The sequence below is a fragment of the Paraclostridium sp. genome, from assembly GCF_051657365.1.
In the GTDB taxonomy this organism is placed as follows: domain Bacteria; phylum Bacillota; class Clostridia; order Peptostreptococcales; family Peptostreptococcaceae; genus Paraclostridium.
Genome location: NZ_JBOFKN010000069.1, coordinates 52,426 through 71,904 on the forward strand (window position 1 = coordinate 52,426; position 19,479 = coordinate 71,904).

The 19,479-nt window shown below is 23.9% G+C and carries 27 protein-coding genes; 25 read left to right on the top strand and 2 right to left on the bottom strand.

Going from position 1 to position 19,479, the window contains the following annotated elements; genetic code table 11:
• Window positions 1-21 precede the first annotated feature (21 nt).
• The 15 genes from ACRCYC_RS04645 to ACRCYC_RS04715 all read left to right on the top strand — a co-directional run bounded on the left by ACRCYC_RS04645 (window position 22) and on the right by ACRCYC_RS04715 (window position 8,414).
• On the top strand, window positions 22-297 hold the full coding sequence (locus ACRCYC_RS04645; protein WP_438533086.1) for an HU family DNA-binding protein: 276 nt from the start codon (window positions 22-24) through the stop codon (window positions 295-297).
• Window positions 298-505: 208 nt separating this feature from the next.
• Window positions 506-856 (top strand): hypothetical protein, encoded by a 351-nt coding sequence (locus ACRCYC_RS04650; protein WP_438533087.1) that lies wholly within the window; start codon window positions 506-508, stop codon window positions 854-856.
• A gap of 98 nt (window positions 857-954) precedes the next feature.
• A complete protein-coding gene (locus ACRCYC_RS04655; protein ID WP_330112532.1) occupies window positions 955-1,185 on the top strand; it encodes a hypothetical protein in 231 nt (76 codons plus the stop codon).
• The gene (locus ACRCYC_RS04660) at window positions 1,186-1,725 is read left to right on the top strand and encodes a hypothetical protein (RefSeq protein ID WP_330112533.1); all 540 of its coding nucleotides are present in this window, start codon (window positions 1,186-1,188) and stop codon (window positions 1,723-1,725) included.
• 19 nt (window positions 1,726-1,744) lie between these two features.
• On the top strand, window positions 1,745-2,026 hold the full coding sequence (locus ACRCYC_RS04665) for a hypothetical protein (protein WP_330112534.1): 282 nt from the start codon (window positions 1,745-1,747) through the stop codon (window positions 2,024-2,026).
• A 60-nt stretch (window positions 2,027-2,086) separates the two neighbouring features.
• A complete protein-coding gene (locus tag ACRCYC_RS04670; RefSeq protein WP_330112535.1) occupies window positions 2,087-2,458 on the top strand; it encodes a hypothetical protein in 372 nt (123 codons plus the stop codon).
• 35 nt (window positions 2,459-2,493) lie between these two features.
• Window positions 2,494-2,787, top strand: coding sequence for a DUF960 family protein (locus tag ACRCYC_RS04675; protein ID WP_330112536.1), 294 nt, complete (start codon window positions 2,494-2,496; stop codon window positions 2,785-2,787).
• A gap of 60 nt (window positions 2,788-2,847) precedes the next feature.
• Window positions 2,848-3,933, top strand: a complete 1,086-nt coding sequence (locus tag ACRCYC_RS04680; protein ID WP_438533089.1) for an AAA family ATPase — start codon at window positions 2,848-2,850, stop codon at window positions 3,931-3,933.
• Between the two features lie 14 nt (window positions 3,934-3,947).
• Window positions 3,948-4,208, top strand: a complete 261-nt coding sequence (locus tag ACRCYC_RS04685; RefSeq protein ID WP_330112539.1) for a hypothetical protein — start codon at window positions 3,948-3,950, stop codon at window positions 4,206-4,208.
• The gene (locus ACRCYC_RS04690) at window positions 4,208-4,816 is read left to right on the top strand and encodes a hypothetical protein (protein WP_438533090.1); all 609 of its coding nucleotides are present in this window, start codon (window positions 4,208-4,210) and stop codon (window positions 4,814-4,816) included. Before ACRCYC_RS04685 ends, ACRCYC_RS04690 begins: the two co-directional genes overlap by 1 nt.
• A gap of 15 nt (window positions 4,817-4,831) precedes the next feature.
• On the top strand, window positions 4,832-5,761 hold the full coding sequence (locus tag ACRCYC_RS04695; RefSeq protein ID WP_330112542.1) for a metallophosphoesterase: 930 nt from the start codon (window positions 4,832-4,834) through the stop codon (window positions 5,759-5,761).
• Between the two features lie 11 nt (window positions 5,762-5,772).
• Window positions 5,773-6,504, top strand: coding sequence for a hypothetical protein (locus ACRCYC_RS04700; RefSeq protein WP_438533091.1), 732 nt, complete (start codon window positions 5,773-5,775; stop codon window positions 6,502-6,504).
• 187 nt (window positions 6,505-6,691) lie between these two features.
• The gene (locus ACRCYC_RS04705; protein ID WP_330112544.1) at window positions 6,692-6,934 is read left to right on the top strand and encodes a MarR family winged helix-turn-helix transcriptional regulator; all 243 of its coding nucleotides are present in this window, start codon (window positions 6,692-6,694) and stop codon (window positions 6,932-6,934) included.
• Between the two features lie 128 nt (window positions 6,935-7,062).
• Window positions 7,063-7,776, top strand: coding sequence for a hypothetical protein (locus ACRCYC_RS04710; RefSeq protein WP_438533092.1), 714 nt, complete (start codon window positions 7,063-7,065; stop codon window positions 7,774-7,776).
• Between the two features lie 17 nt (window positions 7,777-7,793).
• Window positions 7,794-8,414, top strand: coding sequence for a hypothetical protein (locus ACRCYC_RS04715; RefSeq protein ID WP_438533093.1), 621 nt, complete (start codon window positions 7,794-7,796; stop codon window positions 8,412-8,414).
• A gap of 24 nt (window positions 8,415-8,438) precedes the next feature.
• On the opposite strand, the gene ACRCYC_RS04720 is transcribed toward ACRCYC_RS04715, so the two are convergent.
• Together ACRCYC_RS04720 and ACRCYC_RS04725 are read right to left on the bottom strand one after the other, a co-directional pair.
• Entirely contained in the window at window positions 8,439-8,882 is a 444-nt protein-coding gene (locus ACRCYC_RS04720; protein WP_330112547.1) for a hypothetical protein, read from the bottom strand.
• An 80-nt stretch (window positions 8,883-8,962) separates the two neighbouring features.
• The gene (locus tag ACRCYC_RS04725; protein WP_330112548.1) at window positions 8,963-9,640 is read right to left on the bottom strand and encodes a dTMP kinase; all 678 of its coding nucleotides are present in this window, start codon (window positions 9,638-9,640) and stop codon (window positions 8,963-8,965) included.
• 79 nt (window positions 9,641-9,719) lie between these two features.
• On the opposite strand from ACRCYC_RS04725, the gene ACRCYC_RS04730 reads away from it, so the two are divergent.
• The 10 genes from ACRCYC_RS04730 to ACRCYC_RS04775 all read left to right on the top strand — a co-directional run.
• Window positions 9,720-10,328 (top strand): hypothetical protein, encoded by a 609-nt coding sequence (locus tag ACRCYC_RS04730; protein ID WP_438533094.1) that lies wholly within the window; start codon window positions 9,720-9,722, stop codon window positions 10,326-10,328.
• Window positions 10,318-10,917 carry a hypothetical protein gene (locus tag ACRCYC_RS04735; RefSeq protein ID WP_438533095.1) on the top strand — a complete coding sequence of 200 codons (600 nt, stop codon included), beginning with the start codon at window positions 10,318-10,320 and terminating at the stop codon, window positions 10,915-10,917. The genes ACRCYC_RS04730 and ACRCYC_RS04735 overlap by 11 nt, the downstream gene beginning before the upstream one ends.
• On the top strand, window positions 10,908-12,686 hold the full coding sequence (locus tag ACRCYC_RS04740) for a DEAD/DEAH box helicase (protein WP_438533096.1): 1,779 nt from the start codon (window positions 10,908-10,910) through the stop codon (window positions 12,684-12,686). Before ACRCYC_RS04735 ends, ACRCYC_RS04740 begins: the two co-directional genes overlap by 10 nt.
• A 54-nt stretch (window positions 12,687-12,740) precedes the next feature.
• Window positions 12,741-13,052, top strand: coding sequence for a hypothetical protein (locus tag ACRCYC_RS04745; RefSeq protein WP_330112552.1), 312 nt, complete (start codon window positions 12,741-12,743; stop codon window positions 13,050-13,052).
• Window positions 13,052-13,402, top strand: coding sequence for a hypothetical protein (locus tag ACRCYC_RS04750; RefSeq protein ID WP_438533097.1), 351 nt, complete (start codon window positions 13,052-13,054; stop codon window positions 13,400-13,402). The genes ACRCYC_RS04745 and ACRCYC_RS04750 overlap by 1 nt, the downstream gene beginning before the upstream one ends.
• Window positions 13,403-13,442: 40 nt before the next feature.
• Complete coding sequence (locus ACRCYC_RS04755; protein ID WP_330112554.1) at window positions 13,443-13,985, top strand: hypothetical protein; 543 nt, start codon at window positions 13,443-13,445, stop codon at window positions 13,983-13,985.
• Between the two features lie 24 nt (window positions 13,986-14,009).
• The gene (locus tag ACRCYC_RS04760) at window positions 14,010-14,675 is read left to right on the top strand and encodes a hypothetical protein (protein ID WP_330112555.1); all 666 of its coding nucleotides are present in this window, start codon (window positions 14,010-14,012) and stop codon (window positions 14,673-14,675) included.
• Window positions 14,676-14,685: 10 nt separating this feature from the next.
• Window positions 14,686-16,713: an ATP-dependent helicase gene (locus ACRCYC_RS04765; RefSeq protein ID WP_330112556.1), complete on the top strand. Its 2,028-nt coding sequence runs from the start codon at window positions 14,686-14,688 to the stop codon at window positions 16,711-16,713.
• A gap of 582 nt (window positions 16,714-17,295) precedes the next feature.
• Entirely contained in the window at window positions 17,296-18,444 is a 1,149-nt protein-coding gene (locus ACRCYC_RS04770) for a hypothetical protein (RefSeq protein ID WP_330112557.1), read from the top strand.
• 9 nt (window positions 18,445-18,453) lie between these two features.
• Window positions 18,454-19,479: hypothetical protein (locus tag ACRCYC_RS04775; protein WP_438533098.1), on the top strand; the 1,026-nt coding region annotated here is incomplete at its 3' end.

Below are 19,479 nucleotides of genomic sequence, written 5' to 3' on the forward strand. Positions count from 1 at the left end.
AAACAAACAGGAGGAAACAAAATGACAAAAAAAGAATTCGCAAAAGTATTATTTGAAAAAGGTATATTTTCTTCAAAAGCTGAAGCTGAAAGAAACTTCGATACAGTTCTAGAGACAGTAGAAGAAACATTAAAGGCTGGAGAAGAAATTAACTTTATAGGATGGGGAAAGTTTGAAGTAGTTGAAAGACCCGCAAGAACTGGAAGAAATCCTAAAACAGGAGAAGAAATTAAAATTGAGGCTAAGAAAACAATCAAATTTAAAGCAGGGAAAACTTTATTAGATAAAATAAACTAATTTAATAAATAAATTTAGAGGAAGAGCATATTGCCTTCCTCTTTTTTATTAAAATATAAACATATATATTTTATAGTTTTTATAAAAATATTTTTTAATAATATTAAGAATTAAGAAAACTATAAAGTATATATAATTTAGGAGATATAAAAGAGATATTTTCAATATAAAATAGCTAATAGATAATACATGGAGGGATTAAAACACTATGAAAAAAATTTTTACTTTAATTATAGTACTATCATCATTTGCTTTTGGAAAAGGTTTAGATAATGTTTTAGATAGTAAAATTGAAAATGAATTAAGAAGAAGAAATGTGATTCAAGTATCAAATTATAAAGTTGATTATGATGTTGATGTATATGCAAATCAAATGAATATAGAGATTGAATTTGATGGAATAAGAGAACCAAAACTAGATTGTAAAAAGATCGCATTAAAAGTAATAACTATAGCTAGAGAAATTGCTCCAAATATAGATGATATTTATATTGATATTAAATTTGATCCATTGATAGGAGAGGATAGAGTTTTATTTTCAAAAAGATATTCGAAATAGTATAAAAACGGGATATTTATTTATCTCGTTTTTTATTTTTTTGATTGTATGTATTAAAGTATTAATATATAAAATTTAAAAAATAATAGGAGAAGATGATGGATGAGATAAATAAAGAAAATTTAATAAAAATTATAGAAGATTCTATAAAATTTAAAAATATCAATAGTGCAATATTATCAGTAACTTCAAAAGATGAAGATAAGGAAGTTATTATAACTGATGAATCAAAAATTAAAGAGTTTACATTCCCGAGAGGAGATATAATTAAAATTGCGTTATATTTTATTGATAAAGAAGATAGAGAACGTGAATTTAAGGTGGTTTAAATGAGTATAGGAAAAAGAATAGGTAAAACTGTATATATACATAAGAGATATATAGATAGATTGGATAGCGAATATCAAAATATGTTACAACTTATAGAAAACAAAAATAAAGAATTTTACAATAACTTATTAGATAAATCTACAATTATAAAATTTGATTCGAAAGAATTATCTTTTATAGAATGTATAAATTTTGATAAATCTTTAAATCCTCAAATAAGAAAATGGCATAAATTTTCATTTGAAAATGATAATTTTAAATATTTGGGATTCAAGACAAATTCAGCTACCAATCCATTGATATTACATAAAAAAGAATTAATGGTATGCAATGATTATGATGGTTTTTCAGTTGACTTGGCTAAAAAGTGGGATAATATGTTATTTACATCTAACATTTTAGAATTTTCAGAAAAAAAGAAAATAGGAAGATTAAAATACTGGAAAAACGCTATCACTCTTTTTGCAAAAGAAAATAAAATAATTTATGATAACTTTATTAAAGAATGGGAAGCTTCATTTAATAAAAAGGTTCAATAAATATAAGGAGGATGCAAAAATGTGTTACATAATGTTGCATGAGTCAGTAAGAATTAATTGCTCTGATAAAAGGAATTTTATTCCAGAAATTAAAAGAAAAACTGAAAAAGGAGAAGACGTATGGAAACCTTATGGATATTTTAGTACTTTAAATCTAGCAGTTGAAAAGGTAATTGATTTAAAAATATTTTCAGATAATGTCAATTATCAGTTAAAAGGGTTTATAGATAATTTTAAAAAAGCTAAGGAAGAATTAATAGAAACAGTTGTAAAAAAAATAGAAAAAGAACTGAAGTCTTGATTTTTATATTTATTTTCAATCATGTTATAATTCCTATTATTTTTTATGTAGGAGGTAAAGATGAAATTAAATTATAATTTTTTTGAAGTATTAGAAAATATAGATGGAAAAAAAGAAGATGGAACAACGTTTCCTTTATTAATGAAAGGTGAAATAGTAATGAGAGTAGGTGGAGGATTAGTAGCACCTTCATTACCTATTTCAACTTTATATACGGTTCCTTACCAAAAATTATTTGATAAAAAAGTTATTAAATTAATAGATAACGAGAAAGAAATTATTGAACTGAAAGATGTATTTAAAGATTTAATAACAGAGGTTAAATTAGAAGTATCTACTTCTGTTTTAACAATGTTAGAAACTCATGCAGAGTTTATAGACATACCAGAACATTTAACAGCATATGTTAAGAGTATATTAAAATTAAAATAGGGCAGATTTATCTGCTCTTTTTTTTTGGAGGAAAAATGATGGAAAGTAAAAAATTATTAACTGTTGGAATAAAAAATTCACTTCCTTTAGAACTTACAATGCTTTTATGGAATTTACATCAAAATAAAAAAGATAGAGATTATTTAACTGTATTTAAATTTAAAAAAGAGAACGGGATTTTAATAGCAGAACATAGGCAAGAAGAACCAGAATATTCAAAAGAATATGAAATAAAAATTGATATAGAAGAACCAGAAACTATATTTATAATAGATGATGTTATAGATAAAATTAAAATATCAACTATGATGTTTGCATCAGAATATTAATATAGTTCAATGATTTTGTATTTTAGCATTTTAAGTTTTAAAATTAGTGCAGGAGGTTTTATGAAAATTAAAATAAAGAATTATCAAAGAATAGAAGATTTAGAAATAAATCTCTCTCCTGGTATTAATTTAATAACAGGAAATAGTAACAATGGAAAATCATCAACAATTAGAGCTATTAGAGATTTTGTATTTAATAAATTTTCAAATGACAAGATAAGACATGGAGAAACAAAACTAGAAGTCACTTTAGACGACGTAAAATCGTTTAGAACTAAACTTGGAACAGTTTTCGATATAAAAGGCGAACTAATGGAGAAGGTTGGTAGAAATCCACTACAAGAGGTTTATGACATTTTTAAAATAAGTGAATTGGACGTTAATGGAGTAAGTATAAAACCTAACTTTTGGTTTCAAATGGATAAACCTTTTTTATTTGATAAAACCGCAGGACAAAAACATGATTTGATAATAGGATCTAAAAATGATAAATATTTAAAAGCTTTAAAATCTATCAAGAATAATCAAAACTATTTATCTAAAACAGAAACTAAATCAATAAAAGATTCTATTAACTTAATAAAAAAGCAGAATTTAGACACAGAAATAGAACTTGGAAAATTAAAAGGAATAGAAGATTTATATAAAGAAATAGAAGAATTTGAAAAAGAAAAAATCAAATATGAGAAGACAATGTCTATTATAGGAGAATTAAAGAGATTAAATCAGAGTTCTTCAGCTTTAAAATTAACATTAGAAAATATTAATTCACTTTTAACTGAATATGATATTTATTCTGAAGAGTTTAAAGATATAAATAAAACTATAGATATTATTTCTAAGTTAGATGATTATGAAAATAACATAAATAATTTGAATAAAATAAATAATGGATTAAGTTCTATAGGCACTATGCTAAATTCATCTGAAAAAATAAATAATGATATATCTGAATTAATATCTGAGTACGATACTTTTGATAAAATTAAAAGTGTAGCTACTAATTATAAAAATAATAATTATAGTTTAAAAACCATAGATAGTAATTTAGATGAATTAGAATCAGAAATTTTTAAAAAAAATTCAGAGATAGATAAAATAAAAAAAGAATTAAAATATTGTCCAACTTGTAATAAGGAATTTTAAGGAGTGATAAAAACATGGATTTGAAATTAACATTAGATAAATTGAATAAAGAAATAGAATCTTTAAAAAGCAGAAAGATAAGAGGTGAAGAACAAAAGAAAATAGTACAAGAGAGATTGACTGTAACATTAAAAGAGTTATTAAATATCACTGGGACAAATACTATAGAAGAAGCTATAGAAGTTGCTAAAGAATTAAAGAAAAATTTTGATAAAAAAGAAAATGATCTAAAATTAAAATGTGAAGACTTTTTTAATAGGTTAAAGGCCGTATAATGTTTAAAGAGATAAAAGAACTTAAATACAGAAAAGATAATCTAATTGCTCAATTAGATAAAAATAAACAATATCTCGAAGAATATAATAACTCACTTGAACAATGTTTAAATAATATAGAACATCATAAAGCAGCATATAAAGAACTAGAAAAAATAATTGTAGAATCTAATGGTATTTTTATAGAGAAGATAGAGAAACTTTTAAATAAAGCTTTAACATCTATATTTTTTGATGAAGAATATGAGCTTAAAATAATTGTAGATAATAAAAAGCTTTCTTTTGAATTAATAGATAATAAAAATATGGATGATGATAATAAACCTTTACAAATAGACGTAGAAGACGCTTGTGGAGGTGGAATTATAACAGTTATAGGCTTCATTCTACAAATATTTATAATTCAGCTATTAGATTTATCAAGGATTATTTTTATAGACGAGGGATTTATGGCTATATCATCAACTTATAGACCTTTATTTTATGAATTTTTAAATAAATTTTGTGAAGAAACAGATACAAAAATAATGTTGGTTTCACATGATAATTTAGCTTTAGAATATGCTAAAAATATATTTGAAATAGAACATGGAAAAATGATTAAATAAAAAGGAAGAATAGTAATGAAAGAAAAAAGACAATTAGTAGTAAATTCTGAAAATGGATTTGTAGTATTTTTAGATGTTCATTTTGGTAAAAAATGTGGTATAAGAATAGATGATGTAGATTTAGCTATTATAGAGAAATTAAAACAAATATTATTATATTGCATAGAAAATAAAATATCTGTTGTTTTAACTGCGGGAGATATTTTTGATGGTGTCAATGTATCAAGGACAGCACTATTTCAATCATGGCAGATATTTAACGAGTTTAAAAAGAATAATATAGATGTATTTGTTATTTTTGGAAACCATGATTTATATAGAGGAAATTACAATATCAGCCAAGAAACCCCATTATATTTTTTAATACAAACTGGTGTTGTTAAGTTATATCCAAAGTTATTAACTATTCAAAATACAGAGTCAGAATATAATGTCTCAGCCTTTTCTTATCATGAAGAAATAGAAGAAAATAAAATTGAACAGAAAAATTCAGTTTTAATTGCTCATACATTTTATGATAATGAATTTATGGGAAAAGGGCATAACTTAACTAAAGAAGATGTAATAAAACTAAAATATCATAAAGTTATACTAGGGCATGATCATAGTAGATATAATGATATAGAGTTTGATAATGGATATAAGGTATTCAGATTTGGTTCTTTAGCAAGAGTTTCTACAACTCCAGGAGAGTTATCTAGAGAAATAGGTTTTATGCACTTTAATTATAATTCTGAAGTTTTCGTTAGTTTAGTTACAAGAAATTTAGAGGAAATAGCAAAAGCAGAAACTAAAAAAGTAAAAGAAATAACTGTAGATTATACAGAGATTATAGATGAAATACAAAAATCATCTATAGATATCAAAGAAGATGATATTGTTTTAAAAAAAGTAAATTCAATTAATAATGAATTCGTAAAAAAAATAATTTTAGAAAATATTTAGGAGAGAGAAAAATGTATAATCAAAAGACATTAAAAGAAGCTAATTCTAACTTTTCAAAAATAGAATTTCATAAGCCAACTAAAAATGTTACTGGTTCTGGAGTTCAATTAGTTGGGAATATAGATGGAACAATAAATTTCCAAATTGCAAAGCAATTAACACCACATAATGGTAAACAAAATGCAGCTACTTATGCGTGGAGTGATAAAGAAAAAAATATAATGTTTATTCTTAGCTGCGATGAATTGAGAGATGTGTGTGAATTACTTAAAAAAGTTTTAAGTAGAAACTCAAGATTGTTTAATCAAAATCAGCACAAAACAGTTATAATGAATAATCAAGATCCAGGATATGATAATGCTTATTTCTATCATTCTCCTGCGTCAAAGAACGATAAATCAATATTATTCTTTGGTAAAGAGTATAACAATCAACTTCAAATCGAAATGAGGGTATATGAAAAGAAAAAGAATTTAACATTAATATTCTCTTTCTCTGAAAAGGAAGCTAAAAAATTATTAGCATTATTTTCTACTCATTCAGCTAAAGAGCTACAAGTTCCAAATGGTTATAAATCAGTAATAACTGATGAGAAAGGAAATATTATAAGAGAATGTTACTTACCTCCATATAACAAAGGAGATGTATTCGTTATAGGAGATATGAAATATGAAATTTTTTATAAATCTCATTTGTTTTCAAAAAATATAACTCACTATGCAGTAAGACATTTGAAGAAATAAAAAAGAAAGTATTATAAATATAGAAACTAATCTAGAATATTTTAAATAATTTATATTAAACTGGAATTAATAAGTAAAGTTTTAACTTACATAATTCCAGTTTTTTATTTATAAAAAGATTTAGAAGAGATGTTAGCACAGTATAATAGCAAAAAGTATTTTTTATAATTTAGGGGGGATAAAATTTATGAAGAAGACAAGATATAGAATTTTACAATATATTTGTGAGAATCCAGGTATATCATTATTGGAACTTTCTAATGAAGTAGAAGTAACAAAATCTGTAGTGTCTGTATATTTAAAAGACTTCGAAAAAGATGGATTAATTCTAAAATATTCTAGTACTGGAAGAAGAATTAAAATTCATCCTACAGCAAAAGCTATTAAAAAATATACCAAAATAAAATTATTGAATATTTGTGAGATTTAGTAGTAAAAATTATTAATGATGATATATAAAAAAAAATTAACATTAATTATAAAATAAAAAAATTATTGCATATATATGTAAAAAAATATATAATATGTAGAAATATATAATCAAAGTAGGAGAATTAGATGATAGGTATTTTAACTGATAAATTAGATGATTTTATACAAAAAATAAAAGATATTCAAAATGAATATAATTTGCCTGAAGAAGTTCCTAATTTGAAAAATAAAACTTTAAGGTATTTTGACATTGATGAAATGTACTTGAAAGGATTAGAATATTATAATGAATGTGGAGCTCTTCTAAAAAATTTTGAAGAATTTTTAAAAATAAACTTAAATCAAAAAACAAATTTTACTTCAAGATTTAAAACTTTTGAATCTTTTGAAAAAAAATGGGAAAAAAATTCTAGAGTAGGACAAGAAAAAAGTTTTCATAAAGCATGTAATGATATTTTAGGATATAGATTTATAGTCGATTGTGATTCGAAGGTTTTGATAGATACTATAAATTCTCTTGAGTTAGAAAATGTAACAAAAATTGATTTTTATACGAATATAAAAACAAATGATGATGGATATAGAGGAATACATTTATATTTTTGGTATAATAGAAGAAATTTTCCATTAGAAATTCAAATTTGGACTGTTAGAGATTCGTTATTACATTTTTATACACATGAAGTTATATATAAAAGTGAAAACAGTCAATCTCAAAAAGAATATTCTAGAAAATTAAGAGAGTGGATAGAATCTGTTCCAAAAGCACCAGAATGCATTGAATTGAATTATATAAATTATCTTTATAGTATATTTAATAAAGATAAAATAGAAGAGTAACGTAAGGAGGTTAATATATGGAATCTAAAGTTTTTTTATTTGTTAGAAAATCAGGAGTTGAAAATACAAATATATTAGAAATAGATAGAAAAGAAGCTATAAAATTTGTTAAGGAAAACTACAGAAACAAAAATAAATTTCAAGTTGGGATATTAACTGGGAGTAGTTACGATTCTATAAAAAGTGTATATGGAGAATATGCTCCATTTAAAAAAGTGTATGAAATACAAGATTTAGAAATTTTAATTGATGATAAAAAATATGTTACCATAAATAAAAAAATATTAGATAGAAAAGAACTCGAAGAAGAATTGTATAAAAATATCAACAAAATTAGTGAAGAAAATTTTATCAAAAATGAATTTTCATATAGAAAAATTATGGCATCAATTTTAAGTTTATTGTCGAAAGATATACCTACAAATTCTAGTGCAGAAGTGTTTGAAACTTTAAAAAAACTTATAAATACTGTATTATCTGAAGATGTAGATAATATTTTTTCATTCTATGAAAAAAATTTAAAAAAAGATATTTTTAGTAAATATTCAAATTTAGAATATAAATCTATTGAGAAAAAGAAGAGTTATAAAGAAAGAATTACCGATAAATGGAAAGTTATAGGAAGTAGCCATAGATAATGGCTACTTTTGTTTTTATAACTATTATGGTTTGAATAATCTTATACCTTCATGATGGCCTCTAATATCAAGATGCAACCATGTAGAAGTATAGTCAGGATCTTCAATTCTTTTAATAGACTTAAATCTATGAGAATTATCCATTAATTTTTCAACAGATTCTTTTATAGTTAATCCTTTCGGTTTCATATCAACAGCCTCAAATAGATTATGTGCAGAAATATTTAGAGTGCCTTTTTCAATGTTTGAAGAAACTATAGAACACTTAGTGCATCTATTTCCAGATTCGGAGTAAGAGCCACCAGCTTTCCAGTTATTTATAATAATAGGAACTCCCAAAACTTCTCTAACTGTATCTAAATCTTTTAAAAATTCTTTATTAAAAAATTCCCAAGCTTTTTCTCCATATTTTTCATATACATGAGGACAAACTAATTCTTGCAATTTAAAATACTTACATTTATACATAATTTTAACCTCTCTTAATATTACTTTTTCTTTTTAGTAGTCTTAGGTTTCTTTTTGCAAGCCACAGTAATCAACTCCTTTTAAATAATTTCTTTAATCTTCTTTAAAATTTCATTAGAAATATCTTCTATAGTTCTTAGAGATGTATTATCTAATTCACAATTAATTTTATCCCACTTTTCAATCATTGCAATTTCATTAGCCTTCAAATGAGAACTTTTTAAATAAGTTTCGTTAATTTCATGAATGTCTAAATTATTAGAATTATGAATTTTATTCATTCTAATATTTTTTAATTCTTTTATAATTTCAAATGGAACACTCAAGAATAAAACTTTATCAGGTTTAGGCAATTCACATAATTCATATTCAAGATTCTTTGAAAAGTTAATAAATTTAAAAGAATCTATCTTATTCTTGAATTTTGATGCTTGATGAATCCAATTTGAAGTAGTATATCTATCTGCAATAAATATAGTGTCTGTATTATCGTATTCACTTTTCCAATCTTTATAGAAAGAAGCAATTCTATCTACAGCGAAAAATAAAGAAGAGGAATAAGGGTTAATATCGCTTGCATTTTCTCCAAATTCTCCATTAAGATACATATTTACAGCACCACAAGCAGGGCTTGAATAATTAGGATAAGATAAAACTTTAGCATTGTATCCCATTTTATTTAATTTTTCTATTAATAATTTTGATTGAGTTTCTTTTCCAGAACAATCAACACCTTCTATAACAATTAATTTTCCCATTTTAAATACCTCCATTTTTGTAATTTTACTATATCAAAATGACACTGTAAAATTATAGAAAAATAATAGGAGGATAAAAATGCAGGATTTTATTATAGAAGAAGGGAAAATATCTAGAAAAATATCAATAAAAAATAATGAATTTAAAAATATTTTTATAAAACTTGAAAGTAAATTTAAGTATAAAAATAAATTCATAGAAGAAAATTACAATACAAGTTTTGGAATTTTAGTTATTGAAAATTTTTTAGTTTTAACTGAATATGTTTTAAAGAATTTCAATATAAACGTTGGATTTAAAACAAATTTAAAATACGATTCCAGGAACGAAGAATATTCATTCTTTTTTGAAATAGATAGATTTTATGATTTGGATATGACGAATAAAGCAAAAGAAGAAATAAGTAATTATTTAAAAACGTTAACAGAAATGGAAAATGATGTTTTAAATGATTATACAAGTAAAATACCAACAAAAGAAAATATTTTAGATAAAATATTTAGCTATTGTGAAAAAACAAATAATATAGATGAATCAATTAAAAGATTTAAAGAAGAGAATGAAGAAGTTAAAAAATCATTGTTAGACTTTGCTATATTAAAAGGATTGTTTGATGTATTTGCTTTAAATGTATTAAAAGATGTAGTTACAAAAGATTATTTATTAGAGGAAGAAGATGGAAGATAATTTTAAAAAGTTACTTGAAAAAAGAGAAATAGCATTAAAAAAATTTGTGAGGAAAGATAAACCTTACTCAAACTTTATCAATGAGAATTTTTATACAAATCAATTTATACTGATTATTGATCCTATGTTTATGCGATTTTCAGAAAGTGATAGAGTTATAGAAAAAAAATATGAATATTCAAGATTTACAGAGTTTGAAAAAGTTAAGAAAAAAATATCAGAATATGATTATGATAACTGTAGTACAAAGGTTTTTAAAAAAGGTGTATTTAAAGAATTTGTAAAAGAATTAAAAAAAATGTCAATGGATCAAATAAAAATACTTCCTAATGGAGATTTTAAATTATTTGATCAGTATGGTTATTGGAAGTGGAATATTCAAGGGCATTCAGATGTATTCGAAAATATAAATTTTGAATGTGATAATAAATTATTTCAAAATGTATTAAATTATTTTATAGCAATAGGTCATGAGGATGTTACAATAAAATCAAATAAAAATTTTATGGTTATAACAAGCAATGGAGGTGTTAAAGTTTTCATTTGCAGTGTTTTATTGGCAGAATTTGAAAACAATTTATGGAAGTAATTATTGATAGCAAGTTACACTTGAATTTTAAAAATAAACTCGACCATAGTTTAACTATGGATGTTGTATCAAAAGCATTAACATATAAAAATCCAGAATATATAAAAGCAAAAAATAAGAAAAATATTCCTGAAAACATAGTTAATTTTGAAACAAAAGGACCAAGCATAATTATACCAAAAGGAGCAAGATATATAATAAAAGATTTAATTAATCTTGGTATAAAAATAGAAAAAATAATAGATAAAAGAAGTGAAGGTTATGATATAGAATTTAAACACAAGTATGATCCAAGAGACCAAGAGCAAATTAATGCTATTGAAAACTATATGAAAGCTACTAAGAATGGCGGAGGAGCTATAATACATGCAATATGTGGTTTTGGAAAAACTTTTTGTGCGTTGAAACTAATAGAGAAATTAAAAAAAAGCACTTTAATTTTAGTAGATGAAACATTATTGTTAGAACAATGGATGGAAGCTATAGAAGATGATTGTATTTTTGATATGGAGAAACTAGGTATCATAGGGATAAATAAAGAAACATATCTAAATAAGGACATAATAATAGCTTCTAAAGATACATTGGTTAATAGACCAGAAATAATGGATTGGTTAAAAGAAAATATAGGTTTTGTGATAGTAGATGAAGCACATGTTGCAAGTGCAAATGTATTCCAAGAAGTTTTAAAAAAGCTTTCTCCTAAATATATCTTGGGATTAACAGCAACACCTAAGAGAAGTGATGGAGCATCATATCTTATGTTTGATGAAATAGGAAAAATATGTTTTTCAGCAAGTAGAGAATTTCTTATAAGGCAGGGTTCTGTTATGCTGCCTTGGTTAAGAAGTATATTTGTTAAAAGAACTAATAGTTTTTCTAAAGATTTTATCAAATGGAAAGAAAATGTTGTAAAAGAAATGAAAGAAGTTAAGCCAGATGAAGCAGGAGAGTATAAATGGAAAACAAAAAAATATACAGAAAGAGGCTTCAAATCAACGATAACTAGATTCTCTAAGTCAAGTATGGATTGGGCTTTTTTAACTACTCAAGCAATTGAAAAAGATTTAGAAACAATAAAAGAGATATCTAAATTGATAAAGTTCCATTATGACAATGGAGATCAATCAATATGTATATGTCAGAAAGTAGCATTCTCTAAAAATTATAAAAAAATGTTAATTGAATTAGGAGTACCAGAAGAACATATAGGTGTAGTTCTAGGAGAAACAAAGAAAAAAGAAAGAAAAGAAATAATAGCGAAAGCTAAAAGTGGAGAAATAAGGATTTTATTGACTTCAAAGATTCTTGATAAAGGAATATCAGTTAATAATGCAAATGTATTATTCTTACTATATCCTTCAAAGAATGCATCTACATTAGAGCAAAGAGTTGGAAGAGTAAGTAGAACAGCTAAAAATAAAAAATATGCTTTAGTATATGATTTTATATATGATGATAAAATATTTTTTAATCAGTTTTATAGAAAATACAAACCTTGCATAAAAAAAGAAGGTGAATTTTGTTTATCAAGAGGTGAATGTGAAACAACTCCAGATATATGTGAACATATATTAGAAATCGAATATAGGTTAAAAGTTTATAGAGAATGTACAAAGATTCATAATTCTTTAAATACATTAATACCTATGTTAAGTAGTTATTTTAAAGGTTTTCAACCTCATCAAAGTTTTATTGATGAATATAAATTTAATTTAGATAATTTAACCAATTCAGAAATTGGTAAGAAATTTATAATAACAGTGTAACCATTTTAATTTAATTAAAGTGGTTTTTTTTATAAAAAAATAATGGAGGGAAAAATGTTAAAAAAATTAGAGGATGAAGTTGTAATAACTTACAATCAATTTAAAAAAGATATTAATTCAATATACTTAAAAGTATTTGAAAAGTTAGGAGAGTATGTAAATGAAATAAAATTTGAAGAAGAGTTCAAGGTTTTAACTAAAGATGAAAAGAAGATAACGGTATCATCAATTTTACTAGATAGAGAGAATGAAACATTAGCAATATATTCAAAAGATACTGATGAGTATACATTTTTAAATGAAAAATTAACTACTGATTCTCAATTTGAATTAGCTAGAAAAATGTGTAATTTAAAAGAAGCGTAATGATAGAAGATTCAGTTAAATTAGGATATATAGTTGATATAACAAGTTTAATATCTGGGAATTTAAAATGGTTAAAATATTCTGATTTCTATATAACTAAAATTGCTTTAGATGAATTAAAGAAAATAAACAATACTTCAGATATAAATGATATAAGAGTAATATTAGAGGATATAGTAGATATAATTAGAATTCAAAGAAATATTTATGAAAAATTTTTATTAACTCAAAATGCTAAAATAAAGATAAATCCAAGGATAAATTTGGACGGAAATAGAATAAGAGAATATACTGTAATAATGGCATTTGAAGATAATAAATTCAATATTATTATTAATAAAATTATCTAAATGGGACGATTTCGTCCCATTTTTTTATAGGAGGAATTTTATGGGAGAACCACAATTAAAAAACAGCTTTATATATAACCCCTTTATAACGGCAATTTCAAGAAGAAAAATGTCAGCACCTTTGGATTTTTTACTAAAAAACAATCACTTTGAAAATATAAAAACAGTATTGGATTTTGGGGCTGGAAGAATGATGGATGTATTGGAATTAAATAAAATTGGAGTAAAATGTAGAGCATATGATAAATATGCGGATTATTATTCTCCTAGTGATGAACTATTGCTGCAAAATGAATATGATTTAATAATGAGTAACTATGTGTTTAATACTATACAAACAAAAAAAGATCATTATAAAACTTTAAAAATTTTTAGAAAAATAAAGTCTAAAAGAAAAATAATAAGCATCAGGAATGATTTTAACGCAATTAAAAAAGAATGGATTTATAATGAGTCCAACGAATGCTTTTTTACTGGGAAAAGTTTCCAAAGATTTTTTAATATAAAAACCTTGAATAGATGGTTTGGAAATCATGTTATCCTTGAAAAGAAGAGTAATTATTTGATATTAGAATTATTATAAAGTTTATTAGGAGTGATTAATGTTATGTATAGTTTAGCTAAAATAGATAATAAGTTATTTCTTAGAGGAAAAAATGAAACAGGAATATTTAAAATAGTTATATCTACTAACGAAGAAAAATTAATAGAAGATTTAACTACAACACTAGATTTAATATCTTCAAAGGCGAATTGTAAACCTAACATTTTTACTTTTTACTCAAATTATTATACAAGTAATGTAGTAATGAGGTCTATGAAATACAACAACTTGAAACAAGTAACACCTATGAAAAAATATGCTATTGTTGATTTAAAAGCATCTTTAGGTAATTACAACAACTTATTTGATTGTTTAAATTACTTAGGATTATCAAAATTAAAAGAGAAATTTTTCTATATTTCAGATTTGGAAGAAGATGTTAAAACTAAAAATAAAAATTTATTTAATGAATTTCTTGAATATTCTTCTGAGAAAACGCATTCTTTAGGAGTATTAACAAAGAATTATATAGAAAATACATATGGAAATGATTTCAGACAAAATATTGTTTTAGATATAGAAACTCATGCAGATTTAAGTAAAAAAGAAATGTTTCTAGAAGCACATCCAAAATATAAAGAAGAATCAGAAGAAGAAATTATAAAACTAATGGCTAGAAATCCATTATATAATATTTTATATAGCTATTCAGTTTGCTTATTAAATTAAAGGAGAGATTATGATTACAATAAATGGTATTACCAACGGCGGTAAAGAAAATTTCAACATAGAACAAGAAGAAGCTGTAAAAAGTGTCGCTGGTACATTTATGGTAGCAGCACCTCCAGGTTCAGGAAAAACATTTGTATTACAAAAAAGAGTATTATATATGATTTTAAAATATCAGATACATTCAGAAAATATTTTAGCAATAACTTTTACAAATGAAGCGGCATCAGAAATGAGAGATAGAATCTCAACCGAGTTATCCAATTTCAATATAGAGAATGAAGCTACTATAAGCACATTCCATTCGTTTGCATTAAAAATGTTAAAACAATATGGAGAACAAGCAGGTTTTGGAAGAAAATTTAGTTTAATTGACGAGGATGATAAAAATAAGATAATTCGTGAAGTTTTGTTGAAATTAGAAATCCCAAAAGAACAACTAAATGTAAAGGGAGCTATTGCATGTATTTCAAAGTTTAAATCTAGTGGAATACACTGCGATGAAGTTGAAAAAACAATATTGGAAAGAAAAGAAAAAATAACTCAATACATGGAAGATGAAGAACTTCTAAAAAGAGATGGATACGAAAAGTCTGATTTAGAAGAACTTAAAGAAGATTTAAACGAAAAAATCTCATCATACCAAATATATAAATTATATGAATTTAAAAAAGAAACAATGAATTTATATGATTTTGATGATTTGATAATTCGGTTAAGAGATATGTTGAAAAAAAGAAGAATAAGAAAGTTAATAACAAAAAGATATTTATATGTTTTATGTGATGAGGCACAAGACGTTGATCCAGTTCAAGAAGAGGTATTAAGATTACTTACTAAAAATTCAGGGAATTTATTTTGTATTTATGATGATGATCAATCTATTTATGGATTCAGAAATGCAGATCCAAATTTAATAATGAATATTAATAAAAAAATCCCTAATTCTAAATTAATAACTTTAAAAGAAAATTTTAGAAGTACAGATAATATAATACAAGCATCAAATCATCTAATAAATAATAATAAATATAGAATTAAAAAATGGATGAGAACAAATAATGAGATTGGAGAAAAAGTATCTTATAATTGTTTGCAGTCAAAGGAAGCTGAAGCTGATTTTGTATGCTCTAAAATAGAGGAGTTAAGAGCAAAATGCGGGTTTTCATATAGAGATTTTGCAATTTTATATAGAAACAATGACTTAAATAAGACAATAGAGCAAAAACTTATTTCACACGAAATTCCTTATCAAATAAATAAAAATATATCATTCTTTCAGCGAAAAGAAATAAAAGATATGCTAGCTTATTTAGAGTTTATCGTTAATTCAAGTGATTTTCATCTTGAAAGAATTATAAATGTTCCTAAACGTGGAGTCGGAGAAAAAGCATTAAGAGATTTTAAAGAGCTTTCTTTTCAAGCTGGAGTTCCAATGTTTGCAATACTACAAACTTCAACTAGAGATCAAATTAAAGGGTTTTGTTCAATAATAAATGAAAGTCGTGATATGCTTACTAACAATAATAAATCGTTATCAGATGTTATTGATTTTGTGTTAGAAGAAACTAAATATAGTGAACATATTCCAGCAGATGAGGTATTTACAAGAGTTCAAAATATTGAAAGACTTCAACAAATATTAAATAGGCTTTCTGAGGAGTATAAAAATCCAGAGGAATTATTATACCAAATAAAATTAATGTCAGATGATGATAATAGTTTAAGCGAATTTTCAGAGGGAAAGGTAAATCTTATGACTATGCACTCATCAAAAGGAAGAGGTTTTAATGTTGTATTTGTAATTGGTTGTGAACAAGGAATAATCCCTTCTTTTACGGCATATGAGAATGAACAAATCGAAGAAGAAAGACGGATTATGTATGTTGCAATGACTAGAGCTAAAAAGCTATGCTTTATATCGAGAGCTAAATATAGAGTTAATGTAAATGGAGGTATGACAGAAACTAAATTAAGTCAATTTGTTTACGAAATTCCAGAAGAATTAATTGAATGGAACGAAACAAATACATTTTAATATTATTTGAGGAAGAATTAATCTTCCTCATTTTTTTATATAAGCCATTTTTAAGGCTTTTATTTAATTAGTAGTGAATTTTATCGAACAAGGTGCATGAAGTCTCTTAAATTAAGTATTATCCACTTTAAAATCGAAGTTATTTATATATTTAGTAGTTGTATTTCATTATTTTTTAAAACTATAAAAAATTAAAAAATCTATCAAAAGATTTTTTTAAATTTTTTTTAAAATTTTGATATCAAAATTACTATTATTATTTAAATACTTATTAATATATATAGTATTTATATATAAATACTATATATATAATACTAGAGAGAGTTACGAATCATTAATAAAATCAAGGGCTACCGAAAGACTGTGGAGGGTGAAAATTACGCAAAAACACCTAAGTAGAGGGTGAAAATTACGTTTTTAGCTAAAAGTGGAGGGTAAAAATTACGTTTTGATAAAAAGTGGAGGGCGAAAATTACGCTATATTTTTTTGGAAATTTTACATACTTATTTTTGGTTTTTTGATTTTTTTGATTGCAGCTTATAAGATAGAAATAAAAAGTTTTTTTAATGACGGAGGATAAAATGAAAATCAAAATAAATTTATCCTTTCTGCAGATGATAAGTAAAATAGAAAAAAGCAAACTAAAGAGCGAAAGATTAACAAATGTGGAATGGAAAATACTTATTCTAGGGATTGGAATACTTAGAAATAAATTATATAAAAATATAGGGATTGAAAAAAATGAAGATAAAATATTAGATTTTTTAAAAAATAAGATGTCTACTTCTGATAGAGAGATAGAAATAACATCAAAACATAGACAAAAATACTTTAATAAAATAAGACCTAGTCTTTTATATGATAGAATTTCAAGATTAACTAGAAGTGAGGTTTTATTAACAAATACAGTTACTAAAAAAGAAAGTGCAAATATTATAACTGACAGAGCTTGTAATGAAAAAAGTACTTTTTTCAATTTTGAATATAAATTTATAAAGGAATTATATTGTGGAAAAAGCGGATATTCATTAGTAACCGATAATATATTTAAATTGAAAAAATCCCATTCAATCCCATTAGCAATATTAATGTCTAGATTTAATAAAAAGCTTATTAAATCAACGAAAGAATGGAATGAGTTATTTTCTGTAAAATTAATAAACAAAGATTTAATAAAGTTTATGAACGACGCAATAAATGACGTAAATGCTAATATGGAATTTGATTTAAAATTAGTTAAATTAGATTCAAATAAAAAGGTAGTTACAGGTAATAAAAAATTTGAATATATAGAAATTATTAGGGAAAATAAAGTTGAAATAATATTACCTGATGATTTAGAAGAAAAAGTGAAAAATATAAAATTTGAAAAAAATTCTGATATAAATTTATTTAAAAAAGATTTATTTGAAGCTGCTTCAGTTGAAGAAGATTTTATAATAAATATGAATTTAGATGAAATTATAGAAGATGGATATAATGTAAAATCATATAAAGAAATGGTAGAAATGCTTGATAAAGAAAACAACGAAAGAATACCTGAGTACTTATATGAAGTGTGTATTAATGAAATGAAAGAAGATGACTTTAAAAGGCAATTAGAGGCGTTCAAATTAAGAAGGCCTAATGTTTACAATATGTTATATAGTGAGTTTAAAGGTGAAGATATTGTTGATAAATTAAAAGAAAAAATTCTTAACAATGATATAAAACTTAAACTTATATATTAGGGAGAACTTATGAGAGGTATTAGTTTTAAATTTGGGAAAGTAATAGTCAATGTAGATGGTTCTATTGTAAATATTGAGATACCTGATGATATGTCCATAAAAAATTTTGAATCAAAATATTTAGAATCATTGAAGAAAAAATATAGTAAGTTTATTTTTAAAATAAGTGGACCAAAAAATTTGATTTGTACAAACAAAGGTAACTTAAAAATTCTCAATAATAAAACCGAAATGATAGGAAGTAAAACCTCTACAATTTCAACTTTAGTTAAGATAAGAAAAGAATTTTTTAAAGAAAATATTAAATATGAGTTGTTTTTTAATAATTTTCACAATCCTACAGGATTTAAAGCAGAATATATATCAAATACTGAGATAGAATTCGAATTGTATGAAAAATATATTTTAAATGGATTCTTTGTAAATAGCCAAAGAGAATTAAAAGATTATGAAAAATCAATGAAATATATTCCAACTTATTTTAAGATAAATAAAATAAAAAAAGTAAAAGATAGTGATATAGAAATATACAATAAATTTGATGAACATGACATAAAAAGAACTCCATTAACTTGTTTTTCTAAGTTTTCAAAAGGTTTTTTGGATAGTAGCAAGATTGAACTTATGATTAATGAAAAAAAAATAAGTAATTGTTGTTTCACAGATAGAAATACAAATTTATGGGTCGAAAACCAAAATTTCAACCAACCTTTAGCATTAGAATTTTGGGTTGAAAATGATATTTGTCCTGATGATAAAAATATTTACTCAATGTCTTTATTTGTAAATAAAGAGGATTCTTATATAAGATATTATGATGATGCTATAAAGGTTAATGAAGGTGTTAGAGCAGTAAATGAAATGATAACAAATTCTTCAAAATATAAAGATGAGCCATTATTTAAATTATCAGAAGTGTTGAAATATAAAAAATTAGGGTATTTTAAATTAGGATCTTTTAATAGAGATGGATTTATTTATAAAAATTTATATAATGGAGATTATCACATACTAAATAGATATTGTGATGAAATT